The 22,555-nt window shown below is 50.3% G+C and carries 13 protein-coding genes; 12 read left to right on the top strand and 1 reads right to left on the bottom strand.

Going from position 1 to position 22,555, the window contains the following annotated elements:
- Window positions 1-187 precede the first annotated feature (187 nt).
- A complete protein-coding gene (locus STSP2_RS11435; RefSeq protein ID WP_146662773.1) occupies window positions 188-2,980 on the top strand; it encodes a beta-glucosidase in 2,793 nt (930 codons plus the stop codon).
- A 7-nt stretch (window positions 2,981-2,987) separates the two neighbouring features.
- On the opposite strand, the gene STSP2_RS11430 is transcribed toward STSP2_RS11435, so the two are convergent.
- Window positions 2,988-3,848: a helix-turn-helix transcriptional regulator gene (locus tag STSP2_RS11430; RefSeq protein ID WP_146662771.1), complete on the bottom strand. Its 861-nt coding sequence runs from the start codon at window positions 3,846-3,848 to the stop codon at window positions 2,988-2,990.
- 117 nt (window positions 3,849-3,965) lie between these two features.
- Here STSP2_RS11430 and STSP2_RS11425 point away from each other — a divergent pair, with 117 nt between their 5' ends.
- The 11 genes from STSP2_RS11425 to STSP2_RS11375 all read left to right on the top strand — a co-directional run bounded on the left by STSP2_RS11425 (window position 3,966) and on the right by STSP2_RS11375 (window position 22,554).
- Window positions 3,966-4,304, top strand: coding sequence for an L-rhamnose mutarotase (locus STSP2_RS11425; protein ID WP_146662769.1), 339 nt, complete (start codon window positions 3,966-3,968; stop codon window positions 4,302-4,304).
- A gap of 89 nt (window positions 4,305-4,393) precedes the next feature.
- On the top strand, window positions 4,394-5,467 hold the full coding sequence (locus STSP2_RS11420; protein ID WP_146662767.1) for an L-rhamnose/proton symporter RhaT: 1,074 nt from the start codon (window positions 4,394-4,396) through the stop codon (window positions 5,465-5,467).
- A 31-nt stretch (window positions 5,468-5,498) separates the two neighbouring features.
- The gene (locus tag STSP2_RS11415; RefSeq protein ID WP_146662765.1) at window positions 5,499-6,680 is read left to right on the top strand and encodes a uroporphyrinogen decarboxylase family protein; all 1,182 of its coding nucleotides are present in this window, start codon (window positions 5,499-5,501) and stop codon (window positions 6,678-6,680) included.
- 24 nt (window positions 6,681-6,704) lie between these two features.
- Complete coding sequence (locus STSP2_RS11410) at window positions 6,705-7,988, top strand: hypothetical protein (protein ID WP_146662763.1); 1,284 nt, start codon at window positions 6,705-6,707, stop codon at window positions 7,986-7,988.
- Window positions 7,989-8,262: 274 nt separating this feature from the next.
- A complete protein-coding gene (locus tag STSP2_RS11405) occupies window positions 8,263-9,309 on the top strand; it encodes a uroporphyrinogen decarboxylase family protein (RefSeq protein WP_146662761.1) in 1,047 nt (348 codons plus the stop codon).
- A gap of 150 nt (window positions 9,310-9,459) precedes the next feature.
- Complete coding sequence (locus STSP2_RS11400; RefSeq protein WP_146662759.1) at window positions 9,460-10,221, top strand: type II secretion system protein; 762 nt, start codon at window positions 9,460-9,462, stop codon at window positions 10,219-10,221.
- A gap of 164 nt (window positions 10,222-10,385) precedes the next feature.
- Window positions 10,386-13,241, top strand: coding sequence for a DUF5703 domain-containing protein (locus STSP2_RS11395; RefSeq protein ID WP_146662757.1), 2,856 nt, complete (start codon window positions 10,386-10,388; stop codon window positions 13,239-13,241).
- 137 nt (window positions 13,242-13,378) lie between these two features.
- Window positions 13,379-14,122: a helix-turn-helix transcriptional regulator gene (locus STSP2_RS11390; protein ID WP_169853173.1), complete on the top strand. Its 744-nt coding sequence runs from the start codon at window positions 13,379-13,381 to the stop codon at window positions 14,120-14,122.
- A 230-nt stretch (window positions 14,123-14,352) separates the two neighbouring features.
- Window positions 14,353-16,197 (top strand): LamG-like jellyroll fold domain-containing protein, encoded by a 1,845-nt coding sequence (locus STSP2_RS11385; RefSeq protein ID WP_146662754.1) that lies wholly within the window; start codon window positions 14,353-14,355, stop codon window positions 16,195-16,197.
- Between the two features lie 133 nt (window positions 16,198-16,330).
- Window positions 16,331-17,491: a uroporphyrinogen decarboxylase family protein gene (locus STSP2_RS11380; protein ID WP_205847881.1), complete on the top strand. Its 1,161-nt coding sequence runs from the start codon at window positions 16,331-16,333 to the stop codon at window positions 17,489-17,491.
- An 83-nt stretch (window positions 17,492-17,574) separates the two neighbouring features.
- Window positions 17,575-22,554 (top strand): LamG-like jellyroll fold domain-containing protein, encoded by a 4,980-nt coding sequence (locus STSP2_RS11375; RefSeq protein WP_205847880.1) that lies wholly within the window; start codon window positions 17,575-17,577, stop codon window positions 22,552-22,554.
- Window position 22,555: the final 1 nt, after the last annotated feature.

The following is a 22,555-nucleotide window of genomic DNA, read 5'->3' as shown; positions in this document are numbered from 1 at the left end:
CTGGTTGTTTTGTCTTATTGGGGAGTGCGCTATTTTGATATGATTGTGCGCGTAATTGACTTGTTTTTCATCGCTGTCTTTGAGATATTCAGGCCAGTGCGAATAGGGTAGAGGGGATTTACGTGGTTTCAAGTGTGCCTGGGCGGCAGTGGAGATCGAGTGAGTTGGCAAAATTGAGAGGTCTACAATGGCAAAACGTGTATTTTTTGTGGTTTTTGCGGCGATCTTTTTTTCGGTTCAGTTCTGTTATTCGCAATCGCAAAGCGGAAAGGAAAAGATGCCGGCTTACAAGAATGCTAATCTGCCTGTTAATGTTCGTGTCAAGGACCTGCTGAGCAGGATGACTCTCGAAGAGAAAGTACGCCAGACCTGGGAGCAGCATACGGGCGGGCTGGAAATCGTCGATGGTGAGATCGCCCAGAAGGACATAGACAAGCTCTTTGAAGGCTACAGCTATGGGACTTTGCAGGCTCGTTTTGGCGGGCCCATAAAAGAGCAGGCGATAATCAACCGAGACGTTCAGAAGTATGCTCTGGAAAAGACTCGCCTGGGGATTCCCGTTCTACCGATGCACGAGACGCTTCACGGAATACTTGCAACAGGTGCGACCATTTATCCGCAGACGATCGCGCAGGGAGCGACCTGGAACCCGGAGTTGATAAAGGAGATGTCGTCTGCGATTGCTGTTGAAGGTGCCGCGGCGGGCATATCGCAGTCGCTGTCGCCAATGCTGACATTGGCAAGGGATCACCGCTGGGGGCGTGTCGAGGAGTGCTTTGGCGAGTGCCCCAAACTCGTTGCGGAAATGGCGATCGCGTACATAAAGGGCATGCAGGGCGAAGATGCGGAAAAAGGCATCGAGCCGGGCAAGATGGCATGCATGCTGAAGGTTATGGCTGGTTACGAGATTCCCAGCGGGGGCATCAATATTGCTGCGACGAGTCTGGGCGAAAGAGAGTTCAGGTCGCTTTATCTATATCCATATGAGCAGGCGGTTAAGCGTGCTTATCCGTATTCGGTCATGCCATCTTACAATGTAGTCGACGGCTTGCCGGCACATGCGAATCATTGGCTGCTTACAAAAGTATTGCGAGATGAATGGGGCTTTGAGGGATACACGTATTCTGACTGGGGAGGCGTGCCGTTCAATCACAGTCTGCACAAGATCACTGCTAATGCAAAGGAATCGGCAATCGTATGTCTAAAGGCGGGGAACGATTTGGAAGCTCCCGGGCCGAGCTGTTACAAGTATCTGGTGGAGCTGGTCAAAGATGGCCGTATCGATGAGAAGTATGTCGATCAGGCGGCGGGCAGGATGCTGAAGGTCAAATTTTTGTGCGGGCTGTTTGACGGGGTGCCTGAACCGGTTGACGTCGATAAGCTGGATGAGAAGATACACACGGCCGAGCATGTTGCACTGGCCCGCAGGGTGGCAGAAGAATCGATCATCCTGTTGAAGAACGAAGGCAATATGCTGCCGCTAAAGAAGGACAAGATGAAGTCGATCGCGCTGATCGGTCCAAATGCCGACCAGGTTCAGTTCGGCGACTATTCACCTACGAAAAGCAACCACATGGGCGTTACGGTTCTGGAAGGGGTAAAGGGATTCCTGGCAGGGACGGATGTAAAGATCAGCTATGCGAAGGGCTGCGGCATAACAGATCCGGACAGGAGCGGTTTTGATGAGGCAGTAGAGACGGCAGAGCAGAGTGATGTTGCCGTGGTGGTCGTCGGTGATACCAGCATGATAATCGGTGGAGGCGTCGGTGGAGTGATAGGCAACGAGTCCGAGCAGAAGTATCTTGCGACGGCGGGGGAGGGGTACGACAGGACGACTTTGACCATTCCTGGCGTGCAGGAGGACCTGGTGAAGGCGGTTGTTGCGACGGGCAAGCCCGTGGTTGTTGTGCTGGTACACGGCAGGCCGTTTGCGATGCCCTGGCTCAAAGATAATGCCCAAGTGATCCTGGATGTATTTTATCCCGGCGAACAGGGCGGCAACGCGGTTGCAGATGTGCTGTTCGGCAAGGTGAACCCCTCGGGCAAGCTTCCGGTGACGCTGCCGCGAAGTGTGGGCCATCTACCGCAGACGTATGATTATCTGCCGTGCGGCCGAGGGTACTATGGTGTTCCGGGCACTGTCGAAAAACCCGGGCGGGATTATGTGTTTTCGAGTCCTGAGCCGTTGTGGCCGTTCGGGTTTGGTTTGAGTTATACCACGTTCGCATATTCAGACCTGGTGATCAAAAATGCCGTTGCGGGGATGAGCGACAAGATCAGGTTCAGCTTCACTGTCAAGAATACGGGCAGCCGGGCGGGCAAGGAAGTTACGCAGGTTTATTACAACGACGTTGTTAGTTCGACTGTGACTGCGACCAAGCGGTTGATCAGATTCAAGAAGATCGAGCTGGGGCCTGGTGAAAGTCGCAGGCTTTCATTTGAGATCGACCCTGATGAACTGGCGATATGGAACATGGATATGGAACGTGTTGTCGAGCCGGGGGCATTTGATTTAATGGCGGGTTCGTCGAGCGATGACATTTTCTTGAAGTCCAGCTTTTCGCTGATGACTCCAGTGATGATCGAGCGGGACAAGGCAAAGTTCGGCCTTGCGTATGGGAAGAAGGCCTGGGCTTCATCTGAACTGGCGGCGTACCCGGCTGTGAATGTCACGACTGGTTCAGAATCAACCAGATGGGCCGCTGGGCAGGGCGGCGAGCAGTGGATCACTGTTGACCTTGAGCAGCCGCAGGTCATTGATAATGTCAAGCTCTACTGGGAGACCGCTTATGGCAAAGAGTACAAAATACAGCTGTCCAGTGATAACAGAACATGGGAGACTGTCAGCCACGTAAAAAACAACGATGGCGGGCTGGACGAGATCAGCTTCAGTCCTCAAAAGGCCAGATACGTAAGAATGTACGGCATCAAGCTTGCCACCAGGTGGGGTTATTCGCTTTATGGGATAAGCGTAAATTAGGGTAAAACTAAAGATTATGGTGCAACTGGCGAAATTGTGCGGGCGATTGGTTCGAGATTTTCTTGAAGACGCGGCTGAAATAATTGCGGTTTGGGAAGCCCGTTTTTTCAGCAATGCGGTCGATTGATTCAGACGTGTTCAGGAGTAAATATGACGCCTGCTTAATGCGTATTTGCGTGACGTAAGCTGCCGGCGAAGTGCCCATGTGAGTTCTGAACATCTTTGAGAGGCCTTCAATGCTCATGCATGCGACTTGAGCCAGATGGGAGTTCGACAACTGCTTATCACAATTAGTCGCAATATAATCAAGCAGTTTATTAAGCATGGCCGGATTTTCCTTTTTCCAATCAATGTCTGTGTTTGCGATGACCACATTCAGCAGGGCGAGACTGTTTCGATAAATCTGGTCAGTCGGGCTGTAGTATGTATTTCGAACAATCAGCCCTTTGATGTCTTCGATTAGTGATCTTGTTGTGCTTGTCGGCTTTAGCAAAATAGGCGTTTTCTGGATAGGACTGATAAGACGATCGGTTGAAAACGCCATCCAGAAGGTGGGGACGGGGTTTTTCCCCAGACAGTGAAATAGCTGGTGGTTTGGTATCAGCATGAGATGGTCCGGCTTGAGGTGGTAGAAATCCCCTTGAAAGCTGATGCCGTGGCCCGGTTCTGAATTATAATATAGTCGCCAGAAAGGACTGAAGACGCCCGGGAAGTTCCAGTTGCTGTTTCGCGGCAAAAACCCGACTTCGTGGATCAGAAGGCCTGTATGGTCAAACTCTCCTCCCAGAGGGTAGTATTCAATGCCGACGCCCGAGAAAGGTTTATCGTAGGCCCCGACATTAATGCGTTTAAGTGCAGAATCAGACACAAGTTTTACCGAAACAGATATAGATTGATTCTATCGTTTTCAATATACTATTTTTCGGTAGCTGTGTCTAGCCCGGTGTATCCTGACGGAAAACAAAAACTATTCGAAAGGACAGAGATGAGGCGATTTGGCTGGGTAATTGGTCTTAAGGAGGACCGGATCGAGGAGTACAAGAAGCTGCATGCCGCTGCATGGCCAGAAGTTCTGGAGATGATCTCCGAGTGTCATTTCACAAATTATTCAATTTACTTGCGCAAACTGCCAGACGGCAAATATTATCTTTTCAGCTATCTGGAATATACCGGCGATGATTTCGAGGCCGACTGTTCAAAGATGGCCGCCGATGAGACGACGCAGAAATGGTGGGATGTCTGTAAGCCCTGCATGGAGCCACTTCCCGATCGGGCCGAGGGCGAGTGGTGGGCCGATATGGAAGAAGTTTTTCACTGCGATTGATCATGTCTGGCCTTGCTAGCAAGCATGAGCTGCGCAGTTTTACATCTGCCGCAAACTTTATGAGTTGGTAATACAAGGAGCTGTATGCAATGATTCCTGCCAATCCGATAGCAGGGGGGACTTTTCACGGAACTGGGGCCATGCTTGCGGCCAACTGTTACGCACCGCAGAAGTTCATACGTCGCTGGTCGTGGGAGACCTTCTGGATAGTTCAAGCTTCATTCTGCTGGCTGATCCTTCCGGTGGTTGGGGCTTATCTGACAATCCCTAAGCTTGGAACAGTACTGGGCGAGGCCATCGAATCACACCGCTTACCTCTTTTGCTCTCGTTTGGATTCAGCCTGGCGTACGGCGTTGGCGGCATTGCTTTCAACTACTCGATCCGATACATGGGATTCGCTCTGACGTACGCTGTTGCTATCGGTCTATCAAGCGTTCTGGGTACAATTGTTCCACCGCTGGTTCGCGGCCAGCTGATCGATACTCTGACCAACCCGGGCGCTATGTGGGTTATAGCGGGAATTGGAGCTGGCACGCTTGGTATTGCGTGCTGCGGCTATGCAGGCCGGCTCAAGGAGCGTGGCCTGGTGGAGCGTGAAGGTGGTAAAGGCGAGTTTTCTTTAACCAGGGGCCTGCTGTTGTCCCTTCTGGCGGGAGTTCTTTCGGCATTTTATGCATTTGCAATAGAGGCCGCAGCCCCTGTCATCGAGCTCGCTGCCGCTCATGGGGCGGGGCACTGGCAAGGTAATGTCGCATATCTGACCGCAAACACGGGTGCGTTTGTGACATCCGCAGTTTATGCGCTGATGCTGGCAAGGAAGAACCGCTCACTTGGCGAATTCGTTACGCTTCCGCAGGGCAAGGGAAAAGCCAGTCTGCTCGTAAACTACATGCTCGCAGCTCTTGTCGGAACACTGTGGTATGGCCAGTTTTTCTTCTACAATTTGGGGCACGTCCGTATGGGCCAATACGCCTTTACAAGCTGGGCAGTTCACATGACGATGCTGGTCCTGTTCAGCAGTTTGACGGGGCTGCTTTTCCGTGAATGGAAGGGGTGCAGCCGGCGGACTGTAGTTTGGATCATACTGGGAGTAACCATACTGTTGTCCTCAGTTATGATGTTGACGTACGGCAATTATATAGGCAGTGAAGCTATTCAGTAAGTCTCGCAATTTTGTTGAAACGGATACAACCATGGGAATGTTTGATACAGTTGGTAACGAAAAGACTAATTTAAAACGAAATGCAAATACGCTGCAAAAGCTCAAGCGAATGCGGACGGCACTGAGTCATTGTGAGCCCGACCGAGTGCCGATCAGCGATTTTTTCTGGGGTAGTTTCATAAAGCGATGGCGCAAGGATCTGGAACTGCCCGATGATGCCAATCCATACTACTATTACGATCTGGACTGGATAGTCACTGTGCCGAACATGGACCCGTTCATCAGGTCGTTCGAGACGCTCAAGGAAGATAGCGAGGAGGTAGTTGTAAAAACCGGTTTCGGTGCGATTCTCCGCAAGAAATTCTCCTCACCGATGCCTGAGTTCGTCGACTTCGAAACAGATACGATTGAAAAGCTGGAAGCTCTCGAATTCGACGATCCTTTTGACAGAAGACGCTATTTTGAGGCGGGCGACAACCAGATCGCAGGAGTTGGTGACGGTTTTGAACGAAATTCGCCGCCTTGGGTGGAAACGGTAAAATCGCTGCATCCGGATTTTCCCGTGTTTGGCAGCATAATCGAATGCAACGAGTGTCTCACAAGACTGATCGGGCCCGAAAACAACATGCTGTGGATCGGCATGCATCCGGACCGCATGGGCAAGGTCATCAACCGGATAGGGCAGTTCTATCTGAATTGTGCCAAAGCGCAGATAGACGCGGCAGGGGGGCTTTTGGATGGATTCGTGATCTGGGGCGATGTAGCCTATCGCAACAACATGTTCTTTTCGCCTGACTACTGGCGGGCATACTTCAAACCTTGGGTCAAGGCGATAGCGGAATACGCTCATTCAAAAGGCCTGATGGTCATATATCACGGTTGCGGAAATGTGAGCAAGATACTGGAGGACTATATCAAAATCGGGATCGATGCAATGAATCCACTTGAGGCCAAGGCCGATCTCGATGCGGTCGAGCTGCGGCAGCAGTACGGCCACAGGCTGGGCATTTGCGGCAACAGCAATATTCAGATATGGGAAACAGGCGACAAGGAACTCATTCGCCGTGAAGTCCTTGGAAAGCTAAGCGCTGCCCAAGGCGGCGGGTATATCTTCCAGTCGGACCATTCCGTCGCAAGCAACGTGTCCGGCCAGACGTATGATTACATCGTGAAACTGGTCCGCGAACATGGCAGGTATCCGCTTAATTTTTGAATTATATAAAGGTGAAAATAAATAATGCTTCATGACCCAAGTCATCATACTCCGCCGCCGGTTGCGGCTGAAATAGAACTGGCCGATAAAGATATTGATGTTCTACGATGCCTGGCGGCAGAAGTTGCCGAAATCGCATCATTGCCGGTGCACAAGGAGAAGGCCCGGCTATGGACCAAACTGAATGATCTTCAGTCCGAGAGGCCGATGGTATGGATCAACGAGATCTGCTGGAACGAAATGAACGTCAATGACGAACTGACGTTGCAGTGTGAACACCCCTGGGCCCGGGATCAGGAAGACCAGCTGCGAAAAACGATCTATCAGTGGAAGCACATGCCTGTTGACATGGTCGTAAACGATTTTCTGGTCTGTCCGCTTGCCATTCACAGTACGGACTTCGGCATTATCGAGAATGTTGATATAGTCAAGACCGACGAGACCAGCGATGTCGTCTCACGGCATTTCAACATACAGATCAAAGAGCCTGAGGATGTCGACAAGATCAAGCTGCCGAAGATCACGCACAACGAGCAGGCGACCGAATTCAGCTACCAGGCTATGTGCAAAGTTTATGAAGGCATCATGCCGGTCAAAAAGCAGGGGCAGACGCATATATGGTTTACACCATGGGACTATCTGATCCGCTGGTGGGGCATAGAGGAAGCGATGATGGACATGATCATGCGGCCGGAGATGGTTCACGCTGCTGTCGGGCGGATGGTGGATGCCTGGATGGTGGAGCTGGACCAGTTCGAAGAGCAGAATCTGCTTGCGCTTGACAATAACAACACGCGTGTTGGCTCAGGCGGCTACGGTTATACAAGCGAGCTGCCGGGTGCAAATTATGATTCTGATTACGTGAGGCCGCACAACATGTGGGGCTGTTCGAATGCCCAGATTTTTTCGGAGGTCTCGCCGGACATGCACTGGGAATTTGCGATCAAGCACGATATGCGGTGGCTCGAGCGCTTTGGCATGACATACTACGGCTGCTGCGAACCGCTGGATAAAAAGATGCACATTCTACGCAGAATCCCGAACCTGCGCAAGATCTCGACAAGCCCGTGGTGCAATATCGAGCGAATGATCTCAGAGGTCGGCAGCGACTATGTTATCAGCCAGAAGCCCAGCCCTGCAATCCTGGCCGAGACGGAGTGGAATCCGCGACAGGCCCGTCAGAGTATAAGAGAAGTCCTTCAAAAGGCGGACGGCAAATGTCATGTTGAATTTATTATGAAAGATATTTCGACTGTGCGCTATGAGCCCCAGCGATTGTGGGAATGGTCGCAGATTGCCATGGAATAAGCAACACGGTGAAGAATTGATTTTTTTTAAATGTGAGCGAGCAAGGAAAAAGGGTGGCTGATATTTTGGAAGGTACCAATTAGTTGAACATCGGATTATTTTAATAAGCACACTCTTCACTTCAGTATTGGAGCCGGCCTGTTTTTTGGCAGGCCAGCTCCACTTGATTGCTACCCCAGAAGCTGAAATACGATTCTTCAAAAGGTTGGAAGCACGAATAGAATCTTAGGGTGGCATCGAGAAATGGAGAGAATTATTGATTAAAGAGTTTCTTATGACATCACGTGAGCGGGTTTTGTCAGTTTTTGAGCATGAGCTGCCTGACCGGGTTCCCTGTTGGTGCGGCAGTTCTGTTGAGTTCTGGGAAAAGGCAAAAAAGGAACTTGGGCTGGACGATGAAGGGTTGAGGCTTCGTTTTAAGGATGACTTCAGGCGGGTCTTCGCTGACTATGCAGGGCCCGAGTTTCCGCTTGACGATCCCAAGGCGATTTGCAGAACACCATTCGGCATCGAGCGTGAGGGTTACGGTTATGGCCAGCCGCTCAGCCATCCGCTGGCAGAGGCAACGCTGGAGGATGTCGAGAACTATCCCTGGCCGGATCCTGCATGGATGGACGTCTCGAAGATCAAGTCGACGGCCCAGGCATATGACGGTCGGTTCGCCATACTCGGCGGTGACTGGTCGCCTTTCTGGCACGATGCTATCGACCTGGTCGGCATGGAAAACCTTTACATCAAGATGTATTCAGAGCCGGAAGTGGTTGATGCTATCCTCAAGCACATTGTCGACTACTATTTCGAAGTGAGCAAACGCACGTTCGATGCGGCGGCGGATGCAATAGACATTTTCTTCATGGGCAACGATTTCGGCAGCCAGACCGGTCCGCTGATGAGCCCCGAGATGTTTGACAGGTTTATGGTGCCACATCTAGCCCGGCTGTGCGACCTTGGCCATTCATACGGCCTCAAAACTCAGCTGCACTGCTGCGGAGGCGTATATGAGCTCATTCCCAGCATGATAGAGGCGGGTCTGGATGGTCTGCACGCGGTTCAGACATCCTGCAGAGGCATGGACATGCGAAAGCTCAAATTCGAATTTGGCAGCAAAATAGTTTTCAATGGAGCAATCGACTCGCATCACACGCTGATCGAAAAAGACACACAGGGCGTGGTTGAAGACACCCGGAAGGTCCTCGATACGATGATGCCCGGCAGCGGATATGTTGCCGGTGCAAGCCATGATACCATTCTTGAAGAAACGCCCGTCGCAAATGTTCTTGCAATGTTCGATGCCGTTTTACGATGTGGGTTGTATGCTTGACTACTGGTAATTTGACTGTACGACGAGAGAGGATCAGAGTTCTGTTCCGAAAAACGTATGTCTTTGGCCGGTTTCAGTATTCACGGATTCCAGGGTTTTAAGTAGAATTGTGGTTGATTACAATATCGCGGATAACGAGGTGAAAGGCAGATGAAGAAAGCATTTACCCTGATAGAGTTACTGGTTGTGATCAGTATTATAGCACTGCTGTTGGCAGTGATGATGCCAGCGCTGGGGAAAGTCAAGGCGAACGCTAAGAAAGTAATCTGCGCGACAAATATTCGTCAAAATGGTCAGGCTTTTGCCCTGTATGCGGCTGACAACGATGGAAAGCTGTATGTTGGCCCAGGTGGCCCCATGAGCTCTTTCTACAGCTGGGGCGGAGTGACGATGGACTGGGATTATGGTTATCTGCCGGGGTCATGGAATAAGGATACAAATCCTTATGAGCGGGCGCTAAATAAATATCTTCCTGAAGACAATCCGGTTTATATATGTCCGAGCGACCCTAAGGGCGATAGTAAACTGTTTGCACCTTTTGGTACAGATAGGGAACCACGCCATAATGGGCAGGCATATTACACAACTACCGGTACATCATATCAATATAATGCGTTTCTTACTTCAGTGAGTAAGTACACGAAAATGAGTCAAGTAAGGCGTGCCTCTAATACGCCGCTCGTCTTTGAGTGGCCCGTGTATGACGTCGTCAGAGATGCTTTGCGCCCGGCAAACTGGACAGATAAACCTCGCTGGTCATTCCATGACAATAGTGGTCGCGGAACTGAGCCTAGAGATGTAGATGAAAACGGCAACAATACGTGTTTTGTTGATGGCCATACCGAATACATCACCTACGTCAAGGGCAAGGAGGCTACTGCCGAATACGATCTGTATGACGGCATCAGGTAACTACTCCCAAATAGCTCTGACTAATACTTTTACAACATAGCCGTAATATCCGGCAATTCATTAACACAGAAGGGATTTGAATGAAAACCAATGCATGCACGCGCAGCTTTTTAACGCATTTTTGTTTGTTTTCTATAGCATTTTTGCTACTGCAATCCACTGCTTTGAGTGCACCTGAAAGTGTTACGGCTGCAAAGGCCGGGCTTTTCGATCCAGCAGTAATGAATGAAAGCTTTGAGGAATCTGAATTATCCTCCGGGAGCTGGAGTCAGGGGGTTGGAAATCCCTGGTCCGTTTTTGGAACTCCCGGCCGGCTGTTCACAGTTTACCAGGGCGGAGGCTACCCGAATGCGGCAATGGGCAGTCAGTTCATCGATGGGTACGATTATACTATATACCAGCAGATCGGCACGTATACTTCGGATACTGATCTTCAAGTTGAGGCATGGTATGGCCCGCGGGTTGATGACTCAGCCGAGTTGACAGTTGCATTATTAGCTGGCCCGGCATATGCTGATGCTAAGATAATTGCGGCTAAAACTCTCACAGCAGCCAGTAAAATCAACAAGTTTACCATCGACTTCAATACAGTTACGCAGGGAACTACCGGCGATCCGCTGTTCCTGCAGGTTTCTGGTGATCCCAAGAGATATGGCAACCTGGACTTTATTCAGGTTCACACTGATGCTCCGACCATTTCAAGGACAAACGTCAAAGCACAGCCTGTTAAAACAGAGTTCAGCGACGATCTTAGGCAACTGATAGGTGATTACAACACCGTCTTCGACTCGCCGTCGCAGGATGAGACAGGCAATGTGCCGCTGGGTAACGGTAATGTTGGCATGAATCTCTGGGTGGAAGAAGACGGAGACCTGCTCTTCTATGTCTCGCGTAATGACGCCTGGGCCGAAGCGATGACACTTTACAAGCTCGGCCGGATACGATTGAGTCTCAATCCAAACCCCTTTAGAACGGGCTATCCATATCGCCAGGAACTCAAGCTTATTGATGGCCGCTGTGATATAGAGGCCGGCAGAGAAGGGCAGAAGGTTTCACTTTCGGTTCTGGTGGACAGCGATTCTCCAACGATCTACGTTAAAGCCGAATGTGAGGTGCCTACTATGGTTACAACCTCAATCTATAACTGGCGTATCGGAAATCGCCGCGATATGCACGAACCAATGAACAGCATAAGCAGTTGGACGTTTGCCGGTGCCCCCGACTCCGTGGAGATGTACGAATCAGCGGACCAGAGCGACTGGATATCCGAACCCGGCGTTATAACTACTTGGCACCGCAATGAGGATTCCATCGTGCCACTCGCCGTTAAGTGGCAGCACATGGAGGATTATGCAGATATTATCAATGACCCATTTAAAGACAATACCTTCGGCATGCGTGTATCTCTCGATTCTGAAGCAGGCGCACAGGTTATCGCCCACAACATGATTCGAAACAAAAAAACCGATAAGAATTTCACACTTCGTGTCACAACTCATGCCGCCCAGACTCCGACCCTTGAAGAATGGCAAACCCAGATCCGTAAACTGGCCGCCACTGCACCTTCCCCTGAAACTGCGATCGACCGGACAAGCAAATGGTGGAACGATTATTGGAACCGTTCCTGGATATTTATTTCCGACAACAGCGGGACCGACAAATCAGCTTTTGAAGTTACCCGTGCATATGTCCTGGGCAAGTTTCAGTACGCCTGTCAGATGCGTTCAAAATATGCAGCTCACTTCCAGGGCGGCATATTCACTGTAGATCCTAAAATCGCATGGTACGGCCCTGATCCCAGAGATACCGGTGCCACCCCCGATTACCGCTTTTATGGAACTGACTACTGGTGGCAGAACGTCAGATTCATGTACCTGCCGCAGATGGCGCAGGGCAGTTTCGACTTTATGAAGCCTTTCTTTTCACTTTACCTGGACAAGGCCGAAATTTTTAAGGCCCGGGCCAAACAATACTACAACGCTGAGGGCATCTACTTTCAGGAATGTATGAGCGAGTTTGGCTTGCCCGCAATGCGTAACTTCGGCTGGGGTGCTGAGGAATACAGCGAAGGTTACACACGCAACATATGGCAGCAGGCCCTGGAATACGGAGTTGTTCTTCTGGATTACTGCCGCTACACTGAGAATACTGAGTTTCTCAAGAGCAAGGTAATTCCATGGTGCACCGAATCATTGCGGTTTTATGATACGCGATTTCCAAAGGATGATGACGGTCGCATTCGTATCACCCCTACGCATGCCGTCGAAACCTACTGGGTTGATGTCGTCAATGATCAGCCTTCGGTTGCCGGTCTTCATTACATATGCAGAAGGCTTTTGGCTCTGCCTGCCAATGTCACAACCGATGAGGACCGCGAGTATTGGAAGAAAATACAGGCTTCTCTGCCGCCAATTCCCAAACGCAAGCTCGACGGCCGAACCTTTCCTGATAATGCTGAGTCGTACAACCCCCAGCGTTTTAACTTCGAAGCTCCGGATCTCTATACCGTCTTTCCTTTCCGGATCTACGGCCTTGACATCACCGATCAGCCCATTGAGGAGGCTCGCTATGCATGGAAGAAGATGCCCAATCCTGGGCACTCATGCTGGTACCAGACAGGTATCCTTGCAGCCCGTCTCGGTCTGACCAAAGGTGCAAAAGAGGATGTAGTTATCCGCAGCCGTACTCGCATGGTTAGAACCGATACGCTGGTAAGGCCTTTGCCTGAATTCCGCTTTCCCGGTTACATGGGATCGCCTCACGACTGGTGCCCCGATCATGATGGTCCAGGCAACATGATGTCGACGCTTCAGGAAATGCTTTTGCAGAATACAGATGATGGCAAAATGTTGCTGCTGCCCGCCTGGCCCAAAGAATGGGATGTCAAATTTAAACTGCACGCAGCTCAAAATACGGTTATAGAAGGAACATGTAAAAACGGCCAAATCGAGGATCTGCAGGTGACCCCAAAAGAGAGGCTAAAGGACGTGGTTTTCTCATCCTCTGAGATGTCCGAATAGTTCTGTTGTGTTAAAATTACCTTTACTTGGTGGCACCGTCTCGGATATAATTCAGGCGGTAATCTGTTTAGTAATTTCGGCGGAAGATGTTTAAAGAGTATCTATCAAGCCCGGAAAGCTACAGTGCAATTAGTGGTATGAGTCTGCACAGCGTCTGGTATGTTGATGCTGATAACAGCTACATCATAAAACCAAACGCCGGTAGTGGAAAAGTTGCCCTCCGTACATTGACCGGTAGCGGAACTGTCATTTATAAAGACGGTAGAGTACTCAGCCCGGATGCAAATTCACTGCTTTTTTTTGATTTTGCTGAAATTGCAGAGTACAGGTGTGTTGATAAAAAATGGCGGTTCTGGTGGTTTGAATTCGACACCCACGATGTATTTGAGTTTGTAATGGATCAAACATTTACGGTCCTACCCATTCCCGACGAAGGTGAAAGGCTGAACCAGATTTTTTTATCCCTGCACTCGTATGGCGCGGCGTACAGCAAGCTTGCGACCGCGGGTTTCTGTTATCTTCTCTATGAATATGGATTGAACCATCAGATCAGACAGCAGAACGAGCCGTATCTTGACTGCGTTAACAAGATAATCACTTTGATGAACGAAAGGCTGGAAAGACCTTTGACAGTGTCTGAGATGGCAGATGCTGCGAACATGAGCGATCGCAACTTTCGCAAGATTTTCAAACGCATTACCGGCAGAAGCCCAAAGATATTCTACAACAAACTGCGGATGCAGCACGCAAGAGATCTTCTCAGGAGGGGGTATTCGGTTAGCAGGGTTTCTCATCTACTCGGGTTTTCAAGCCCGTTTTGTTTCAGTAACGCATACAAAGAGCATTTCGGATTGCGACCTTCAGATACAGTTGAAAAGTAAAAAATACGTATTAGGGTACTGTGGTGCCTAAAAGCAAGCTTTACTTTTTATCTACCGCAATAATAGGTACCCGGTTCCACATTTTATCTACGCCGACAATTAGCCTGTGCCGAAAATCGTATCTGTTTGGCCGATTGCAGTATTCCTGGAAAGCCGATGACTTCCTATAGTAGTATATATCGGAAATAGGTGTATCGTCAAATTCAATAACATTTTTGAGAAGGAGTTGTATGATGAAGAAGATTCGAATGCTCGCAATATTGTTTGGTATAACTGCCATGCTCGGCACGGCTCAGGCAGGACTCTTTGATCCGCCTGTTCAGAACGAAAGTTTTGAACAGCCAGCGTTGTCACCTGGCGGATGGTTTACTGGTGCTCAGGACTGGATCTACTCAGGATATATTTTTACCGTTTACGGCGGTGGGTATCCGGAGGCAGTAAAGGGAAACCAGATAATTGACGGGTATGGCTATACTATCGCCCAGCAGATCGGCACGTATGACCCTGATACCGACCTTATAGTCGAAGCATGGTACGGATCGCGAAACAGCAGTGCTTCCGATTTTACAATATCACTGCTTACAGGCCCTGACTACGCCGATGCAAACTCAGTTGCCGCCACCACTATTACTGGTAATGACACGATCAGCCAATATATCGTGGAATTGAACACGGGCACAGGTGGCGTTGCCGGTGAACCTCTATATCTGCAGGTTGCGGTTAACGGACAATTTTATTCAAATATTGACTACGTCCAGGTATTTTCAAAATCTCCTACCAGTCCCGTTCCCGCAAACGGCGCGAACTCTGTCCCGGTGGACCAGGTCTTCTCGTGGACTTCGACTATTGCCGGCCCGAATGACACATATGATGTCTACATGACCGACGCGGACGGGACAGAGCTGATCTTCCGCGAAAATGTTTCGACGACCGAATACGCACCAGCTTCCAACCTGGTGGAGAATGCCGACTACAGCTGGCAGGTCGTTCGCCGGGAACCCAACAGCGTTGAGGATATTCTTTACCCCAGTTCGGTTTGGCAGTTCACCACAAAAAGCCCCGCAACAATAGTTGATGATCCGGCAGACACGCTGGTTGACGCAGGAGCTACGGCGACGTTCTCGGTTACGGCTTCGGCTGCCACCAGTTATCAATGGAAAAAGGATGGCATTGCAATTTCGGATACAGCGGGCGTTTATGCGGGCACCAATACGGATACCTTGTCAGTTCTGGATGTACAACAAGATGATGAAGGTAGCTATACCTGTTACGCAAGCAATGCGTACGGCGGCGAGGAATCCGGAGCTGCTATCCTTTCTATAAAGCGGCTCAAGGCGCACTGGGACTTTGAAGGCGATCTTACCGATGAAGTCGAAGGCATAGTCTGTACCCCCACCGGCAGCCCAGCTTTTGTTACTGGTGTTGTAGGCAGCAGCGCTATAAGTTTTGACGGGTCGTCCTTTGTCGTGGCGGACATTCCTACCTACTTCAACTTCTTCGATTCCGGCCTTACCGTCAACGCCTGGATCAAAGTCAGCACCGACCAGAGCTATAAAACATATCTTGCAAAAGACGCTTCATACTGGATGAATGCAAGTGGTGATTGGAGCGCATTTGCTTCGACCGGTGCCGGTGCTCTAGGTGCCAGTGCAGGTGCAGGCGCGACAGAGGACAACGAGTGGCATCTTACGACTTTGACCTATGACGCCCCAACTACTACGTTCAAGTACTACTTTGATGGTGAATTCATGGGTGACTTCGTTACGACTCCCCAGACAGACAATTATAACAGTCCGCTGACCATGGGGGCCGCAAGTTCCGCCGGCGCAGGTAAGTACACCGGCCTTCTCGATGATGTGAAGATTTACAATTACCCCAGAACCGATGCAGAAATCGCCCAGGACTACCTTGGGATTATGACAACAAAGGTAATCTGCGTAGATTCATCACTGCTGACCTATGACTTCAATAACGACTGTGAAGTGAATCTTGCTGATTTTGCAGAATTTGCCTCTCAATGGCTCAACTGCAGCCGAATCGCTGGCGTTGACAGCGGCTTTGGCAGCTGCAACTAAATTATGCCAATTTTGAATTAGTTGGAGCAGGCATGGCCCTCCCGACCGTGCCTGCTCAATTTTTGAGTGACTGCTTTTACGGCCGCAGGTCGCGGCGTTTGGAAGTTATGGTTTTGCTTGAAAAGGAAACATTGTGAACGCTCGAGAGAATCTTCTAAGTATCTTTCGCAGGCAGGGTTTTGATTATGTTCCATCGCAGTTCTATCTGTGCCCCTCGCTTTGTGAAGTTTTCAAACAGCGAACCGGAAGCGACCTGTCCTATCAGGACTACTTTGAACTGCCCATGCGCGAGGTCGAGTTCCCCAGTGTTGCCGCCCAACAGTCAATTGACTGGGGTCGTTTCTATGGCCAGGAATTCAAGAACACTGTCACATTCGACGAATGGGGCATAGCGCATGAGTCTGGCAGTAAGGCAGCAGCTCATATGACCCGCATGCACCATCCGATGGCCTCTTTCGACAGCCTGGAGCAGATTCAGTCGTACCCTTACCCCGACTTCGCCGCAGCAGATACAACTGAACTGAAAAAAAAGATCGATTCGGTTCACAGCAGGGGACTGGCCGTTTACGCCGCGATGGAATGTACCATCTGGGAAACGGCCTGGTACCTTCGCGACATGACCAGGCTGATGATGGACATGGCGATGGAAGATGAGAAGGCTGTCTGGCTGCTGGACAAGATTACGGAACTGGCATGTGTGCGTACTTCCACATTCGCCCGCCTTGGTGCGGACGTCATAAGAGTTGGAGATGATGTAGGCATGCAGAGTTCCCTTATGATGAGCGAAGACTTCTACCGCAGCTTTCTGAAGCCCCGATTGGCCAGAGTAATAAAAGCTGCAAAAGACATCAAGCCCGACATTATCATCCAGTACCATACATGCGGTTATGTGACTCCGCTTATCAATGACTTTATCGAAGCCGGTATTGACGTGCTGAATCCTGTCCAGCCCGAATGCATGTCATTTAAAGAGTTGCACTCAGAATTCGGCGATCGCCTTTCTTTCAGCGGCACTGTCGGTACGCAGACAACCATGCCGTTTGGCACTCCTGAAGAGGTGAAAAAAGTTACGCTTCAAAACCTGGAGATCGCCGGTGAAAAGGGCGGTCTGCTGTGCTGTCCGACGCATCTGCTCGAGCCTGAGGTGCCCTGGGAAAACATCGTGGCATATGCCCAGGCCTGCCAGGAATTTGCAAAGGGTTCAAATGTTTTTCAAATAGCAAAAAGCAGGAGGGTCATTGGCACTAATCCGGTTACAAAGGGTGCGACCGGCGTAAGGGCTAAAAGGATTTAGTCTGAAATGGCAAAGGGATAAAATGTCCAATGGAGCCGGTGGCTGCGCAGTTGCACATTACATGCGGCTCCTGGCGACAATAGGTGCGCAATAGCGATGCAGATGTGGAGCTGATGATGGATAAAAAACTGTATTATTTCGTTGCAGTTGTTCTGATGAATGCAGGGGTTGTTTTCAGTGCGCCGGCAGGATTGGTGAACCATTGGAATTTTGATGAAGGTCCGGACTGGCACAATGATATTTTTAATACGGTCTGCCAGGAAACAGTTGCCAGGGACAGTGTTTCGGCAGCTGACCTGACGATGCAGAACATGGACAGTGCTGACTGGGTCTCGGGGGTTCAATTTACCTGTCTTGAGTTTGATGGCGTTGACGATTATCTCTTGGGGGCAGCTGATCTTTCGGATCCGCTGGGTTCGACGATGTCGATGGCGTACTGGGTTAGAACGACACAATCTTCATCGCCGGGAGTGAGCGGTTCCGGGCAGATCCAGCTTGGATCGGTAAGTAGCAGCGGCATGGTGGAAGTATGGATTGACGGTTCAGTTGCGATCAGTTCTACTGACCAGGTCAATGACGGCTCATGGCATCATGTTGCAATTACCCGCGACGCGGCAACAGGAGAGATTCACATTTACGTGGATGGCAAGCTGTCCAATTCGACCACCGGTCCGATGGGAGACAGAACAGCCGCTTTCAGCAGCATTGGCTATGTGGCCGGGACCGGCGGCGGGTCGGGTTATTTCAATGGCCGGCTGGATCAAATCCACATTTTCAATACAGTTGTTGATGCGGCTACGGTTCAGACGCTGATGGACAACCATGCGCCTAAGGTCGGATCAAGTTCCACGCAGGGTACATATGCCGCTGCTTTTACAACGGCCAGTATATTCCTAGATATGAGAACCTATGACCCGGAGCAGAACAGCCTTTCGGTTTTCAGTTTTGCGCAGCCGGCTCACGGGACAGTTGTCTACAATTCTAACGGTACCTTCGACTACACTGCCGACGCAGGTTTTACGGGGGTTGATTCCTTTGAGGTTGTTGTCGAGGATGGCAAGGGCGGTTTTGCCGCCACCACGGTATGGGTGCAGGTACTTGACGCTCCCAGCCCGGACTCGGCCAGGCGAACGACAACTTTTACGGATTTCCAGGCTGTGCAGGCCGGCGGCTCTGATATAACCTTAGGATCCACAAACACCGGCATGCGTGTGCCGCGTGCAGTGGATTGGGATGGTGACGGCGACAACGATCTTCTGGTCGGTCAGGGTGGTTTTGTCTGGCTGTACATGAATACAGGCTCCCTGACTTCGCCGATGTTTGCGGCCGGTGTGAAGGTCCAGGCAAACGGTCACGATATTTCGCTCAGCGGGGATACGGCGATTGCGTTTGCGGATATGACAGGTGACGGTGTAGATGACCTTTTGGTACTCGCTTCCGGTGACCTCAAGATGCGGATATATCCAAATACGTCACTGGTAGGGCAGGTACCGATCTATGCGGCGGCAACCATTGTCAAAAACAGCTCAGGCAACGACTTTATCTTCCCGGACAAACGCTTTGATATTGTAGACTGGGACGGGGATTCGTTGCTGGATATCGTAACCGGCACCTATAATGACGAGGTCCGGGTATACTATAATGTCAATACCGCTGCGGATCCTCGCTACAATGAGTCGAACTATGACATGATCAGGGAAGATTTAAATAATGTCTATCCGCGTGCTTTTGACGTAAACAGAGATGGTGCTTTTGATCTGGTGACGTGCAACAGCTTTGGCAGTAACTACTGGTGGATAGATCCGGCGTTTGGGTTCCGATATGAAGCTTCAAACTCTAATGGTTTAGATGATCGCTACAAAGTCTACAGGCGGCCGACTCTCGAGATAGCCGATGCTTTTGGCGAGCCACTCAATATTCAGCCCTATACAAATGGTGCAATTGTTGATTTTGCAGACTTCAACAGCGACGGAGTTTACGATTTGCTTATAGGTGGTCACTGGGATCCGCATGTCTATATTGCCTACGGTACCGTCAAAACCGTGGCTGATTATATCGCGGACATCGAAGCGATCTACGATGCTTACCCTTATCCAGCTAATCTGGGCGCGGCCCTGGAAGCCAATGATCAGGCACTCTTGAACGAGATCAAAGCGGCTGAAATTGGTATCATTGATCGCATGCTTCTGGCTCCGGAATCTGAGCGGCAGGCGATGTTTGACCAGATGGTGTCGCATGTGCAAAAGTATGCTTTTCTTCAAATGGGATCTATCGTCGACACAAGTCTGTATCACCATCTGCCGAGCATTGCCGGCCAGAATCTCATGACGATGCATCAGATGCTGCCGGACACTCCTGCACAGCGTGTGAATGTGGCCAATGCTGTTGGTCTGACGGGTCTGCATCGTGAAATTTATCTGGCCAGTGGCCTGCATCTTGCCGATAATCAGCATGCGCTGCAGGGAATGCTGGAATCAGTTTTAGATTTCATGAAATATCATCCTCGCGTTCTGTTTCCGGATACGTCTATATCGCTTGATCTTTACTGGTTGGATGAGAACAGTCCTGTTTATGCAGAAGGCCGCGATGGCTGGGTTGATGTCTTTACCGGTGCAAAAAACACTTTTGGCACCAGCATTGGGGTAGACGTGACAAACTGGTGGCCGGATATTGAGGAGCCTATTCAACACGTTTTGGGCACGAATGCACAAATGGGTGACCGGTTTACCTTTGTAATGGCCCATGAGGTGACGCACTCACTGTCGGGGTATATGAATATGATGAATAATCGCGATCTGCGACGAAGGTGGGGGCAGGCTTTGACTCTTGCTGCAGGTCCGGATATCATATCGTTCGATGATCCGGGTGGCTACCAAGATGATTGGATCGACTGGGCCGCGACCAAGGCTCATTTTCAGGACCAGGAATACTGGGATGGTGACACAGCCAGCTGGTCGGATGCCTGGGATGCATACTGGACCAGCGGACCGGGAAGCGCGTGGCGGTACTTTTCCATAATTCGAGGCGATATCAGCGCGAATCTGACTATGCCCCAGGAAAGTTTGGCGACCATTGGAAACAACGACTGGGCAAATACCGAAGGACTGCTGATCGGAGCTGTGGACCGTTGGCGTCGCGGTGTCGAAAGCGGGATCGAGCCTATCAAAATATGCCCCACCCACGTCCTTAGATACCTGGATTTTAAATCTGCTGGTCTGAATAAAATGGTTATGTACGATACCCACGGTATCCAGTCTCCCTATCCACAAGCCACTTATGATATTTATCCGGCCTGGCTGCAACGTGACGACAAGGGATTCATCACAAAGGTAACGGTAAACGGGCATGTATATGATTTTGTGCTGGATGCCAATGGGATCGTAACGGATGTCTCAACTAACATCGACATGATATATGATGACTCCGTGACTGTTTACAAGGACGTCAATAATTCCGTTGATGTTCTCGGGAATGATTTTGCCCTAGAAGGCGGCGTTTCATTAACCATCGATGCTTTTACGCAGCCGTCACATGGTACAGTTTGCAAAAATGGAGATAATACTCTTAGTTACCTGCCCAACCCCGGCTACACCGGCAATGATTCCTTTACGTATGCGGCAGGCAGAGACTCCAAGAACAGTACGGAGGCCACAGTAACTTTAGAAGTGCTAAACAGTATTCAGGATGACCTTGTGACGCATCTAACGATGGATGACGCAGATATCAGCGGAACGACGATTGAGGATGTGTCGGGCTCACCTATTTATGACGGCACGAACAGTGGTGCTGTTACGGGTACTTCAGGACAGATTGACCAGGCAATGACGTTTGATGTTAATGACTATGTCTCAGTCCCGACAATGAACTTAAATACCAACACGTTTACTATTTCAGCGTGGATCAAACCAGGCCAGACTCAGGCTGATTGGTGCGCTATCTTGTCGTGCCGCAGTACCAGCACCAATTTTGGTTTGCATCTGCTTTCAACGCGGGAGCTTCGTTACAACTGGAACAACGAAACCTATGGCTGGAGTTCGGGGTTGATCGTTCCAGCGGATCAATGGTCGCATGTAGCCCTGGTAGTGACCCCAACAGCCGCAACTATTTATCTGAACGAAACCTCGGCAACATTTGAATACACCCATTCGGCCGAAGAATTTGATGCCCAGATGAAAATTGGCGTGGATAATGGCCATTATTATGCTGGCGAATTCGATGATCTGGCTATTTGGGACAGAGCACTTTCGGGCAATGAGATCAACTACATCTATCAACAAGGCCTAAGCGGCAGGACGTTTTCCAGTGAACCAGTTTTCAGTGCCGATCCATTCTTCGGCCCCGACGCGCTTGAAGGGGGTGATTATGTAGGCTCCATTTCCACTGTGGCCGTTGACCCTGACGACGATGCGATCAGTTACAGCAAAGTTGACGGGCCGGGGTGGCTTCAAATTAAGCCCGATGGGTCGCTTTCGGGCAGGCCCCGTCAGGCCGATGTAAACGCGACGGCTGAATTTGCTGTTCGAGCCGCAGATGAAGCGGGCAATTCGGTTCTGGCTAATTTGAACATCACCGTATTGGACACCTACTCTGGTGAATTGGGATTGGCTGATCTTGTCGGATTTGCCGCTCACTGGCTTGATTCGGGGTGTCTGGATTTGCCGCCCTGCGACGGTGCGGACCTTTCGGGCAATGGGGATGTAAACGTGGATGATTTCGGTATTTTCTCAACCAACTGGCTTGCTAAATGCGTTCCTGTATCCTGCCATGTTAATTCCATCGTTCCCAGTACTGTTAATGGGACCTACGGCCGCATAAAATACAGTGTTGCGGTTACGGTTCAAGACAATTGTGGCAACAGCGTAGCCGGCGCAACCGTTAGCGGGACTTTCACGGGTGCTTTCACTGAGCAGGTTACCGGAACTACAGATGCAAGTGGTGTGGCGGTCTTGACAACAGCCGGCCAGGTGACTAGTCCGTCCTTTACGATTTGCATCGATGAAGTATCTCATGCGGAGCTGGATTATGAGCCAAATGGTAATATCGAGACGTGTGACAGCTATTGAA

The sequence above is a fragment of the Anaerohalosphaera lusitana genome, from assembly GCF_002007645.1.
Lineage (GTDB): Bacteria > Planctomycetota > Phycisphaerae > Sedimentisphaerales > Anaerohalosphaeraceae > Anaerohalosphaera > Anaerohalosphaera lusitana.
Note: the sequence above shows the minus strand (reverse complement) of the source record. Positions and strands in the feature narration are given on the sequence as shown.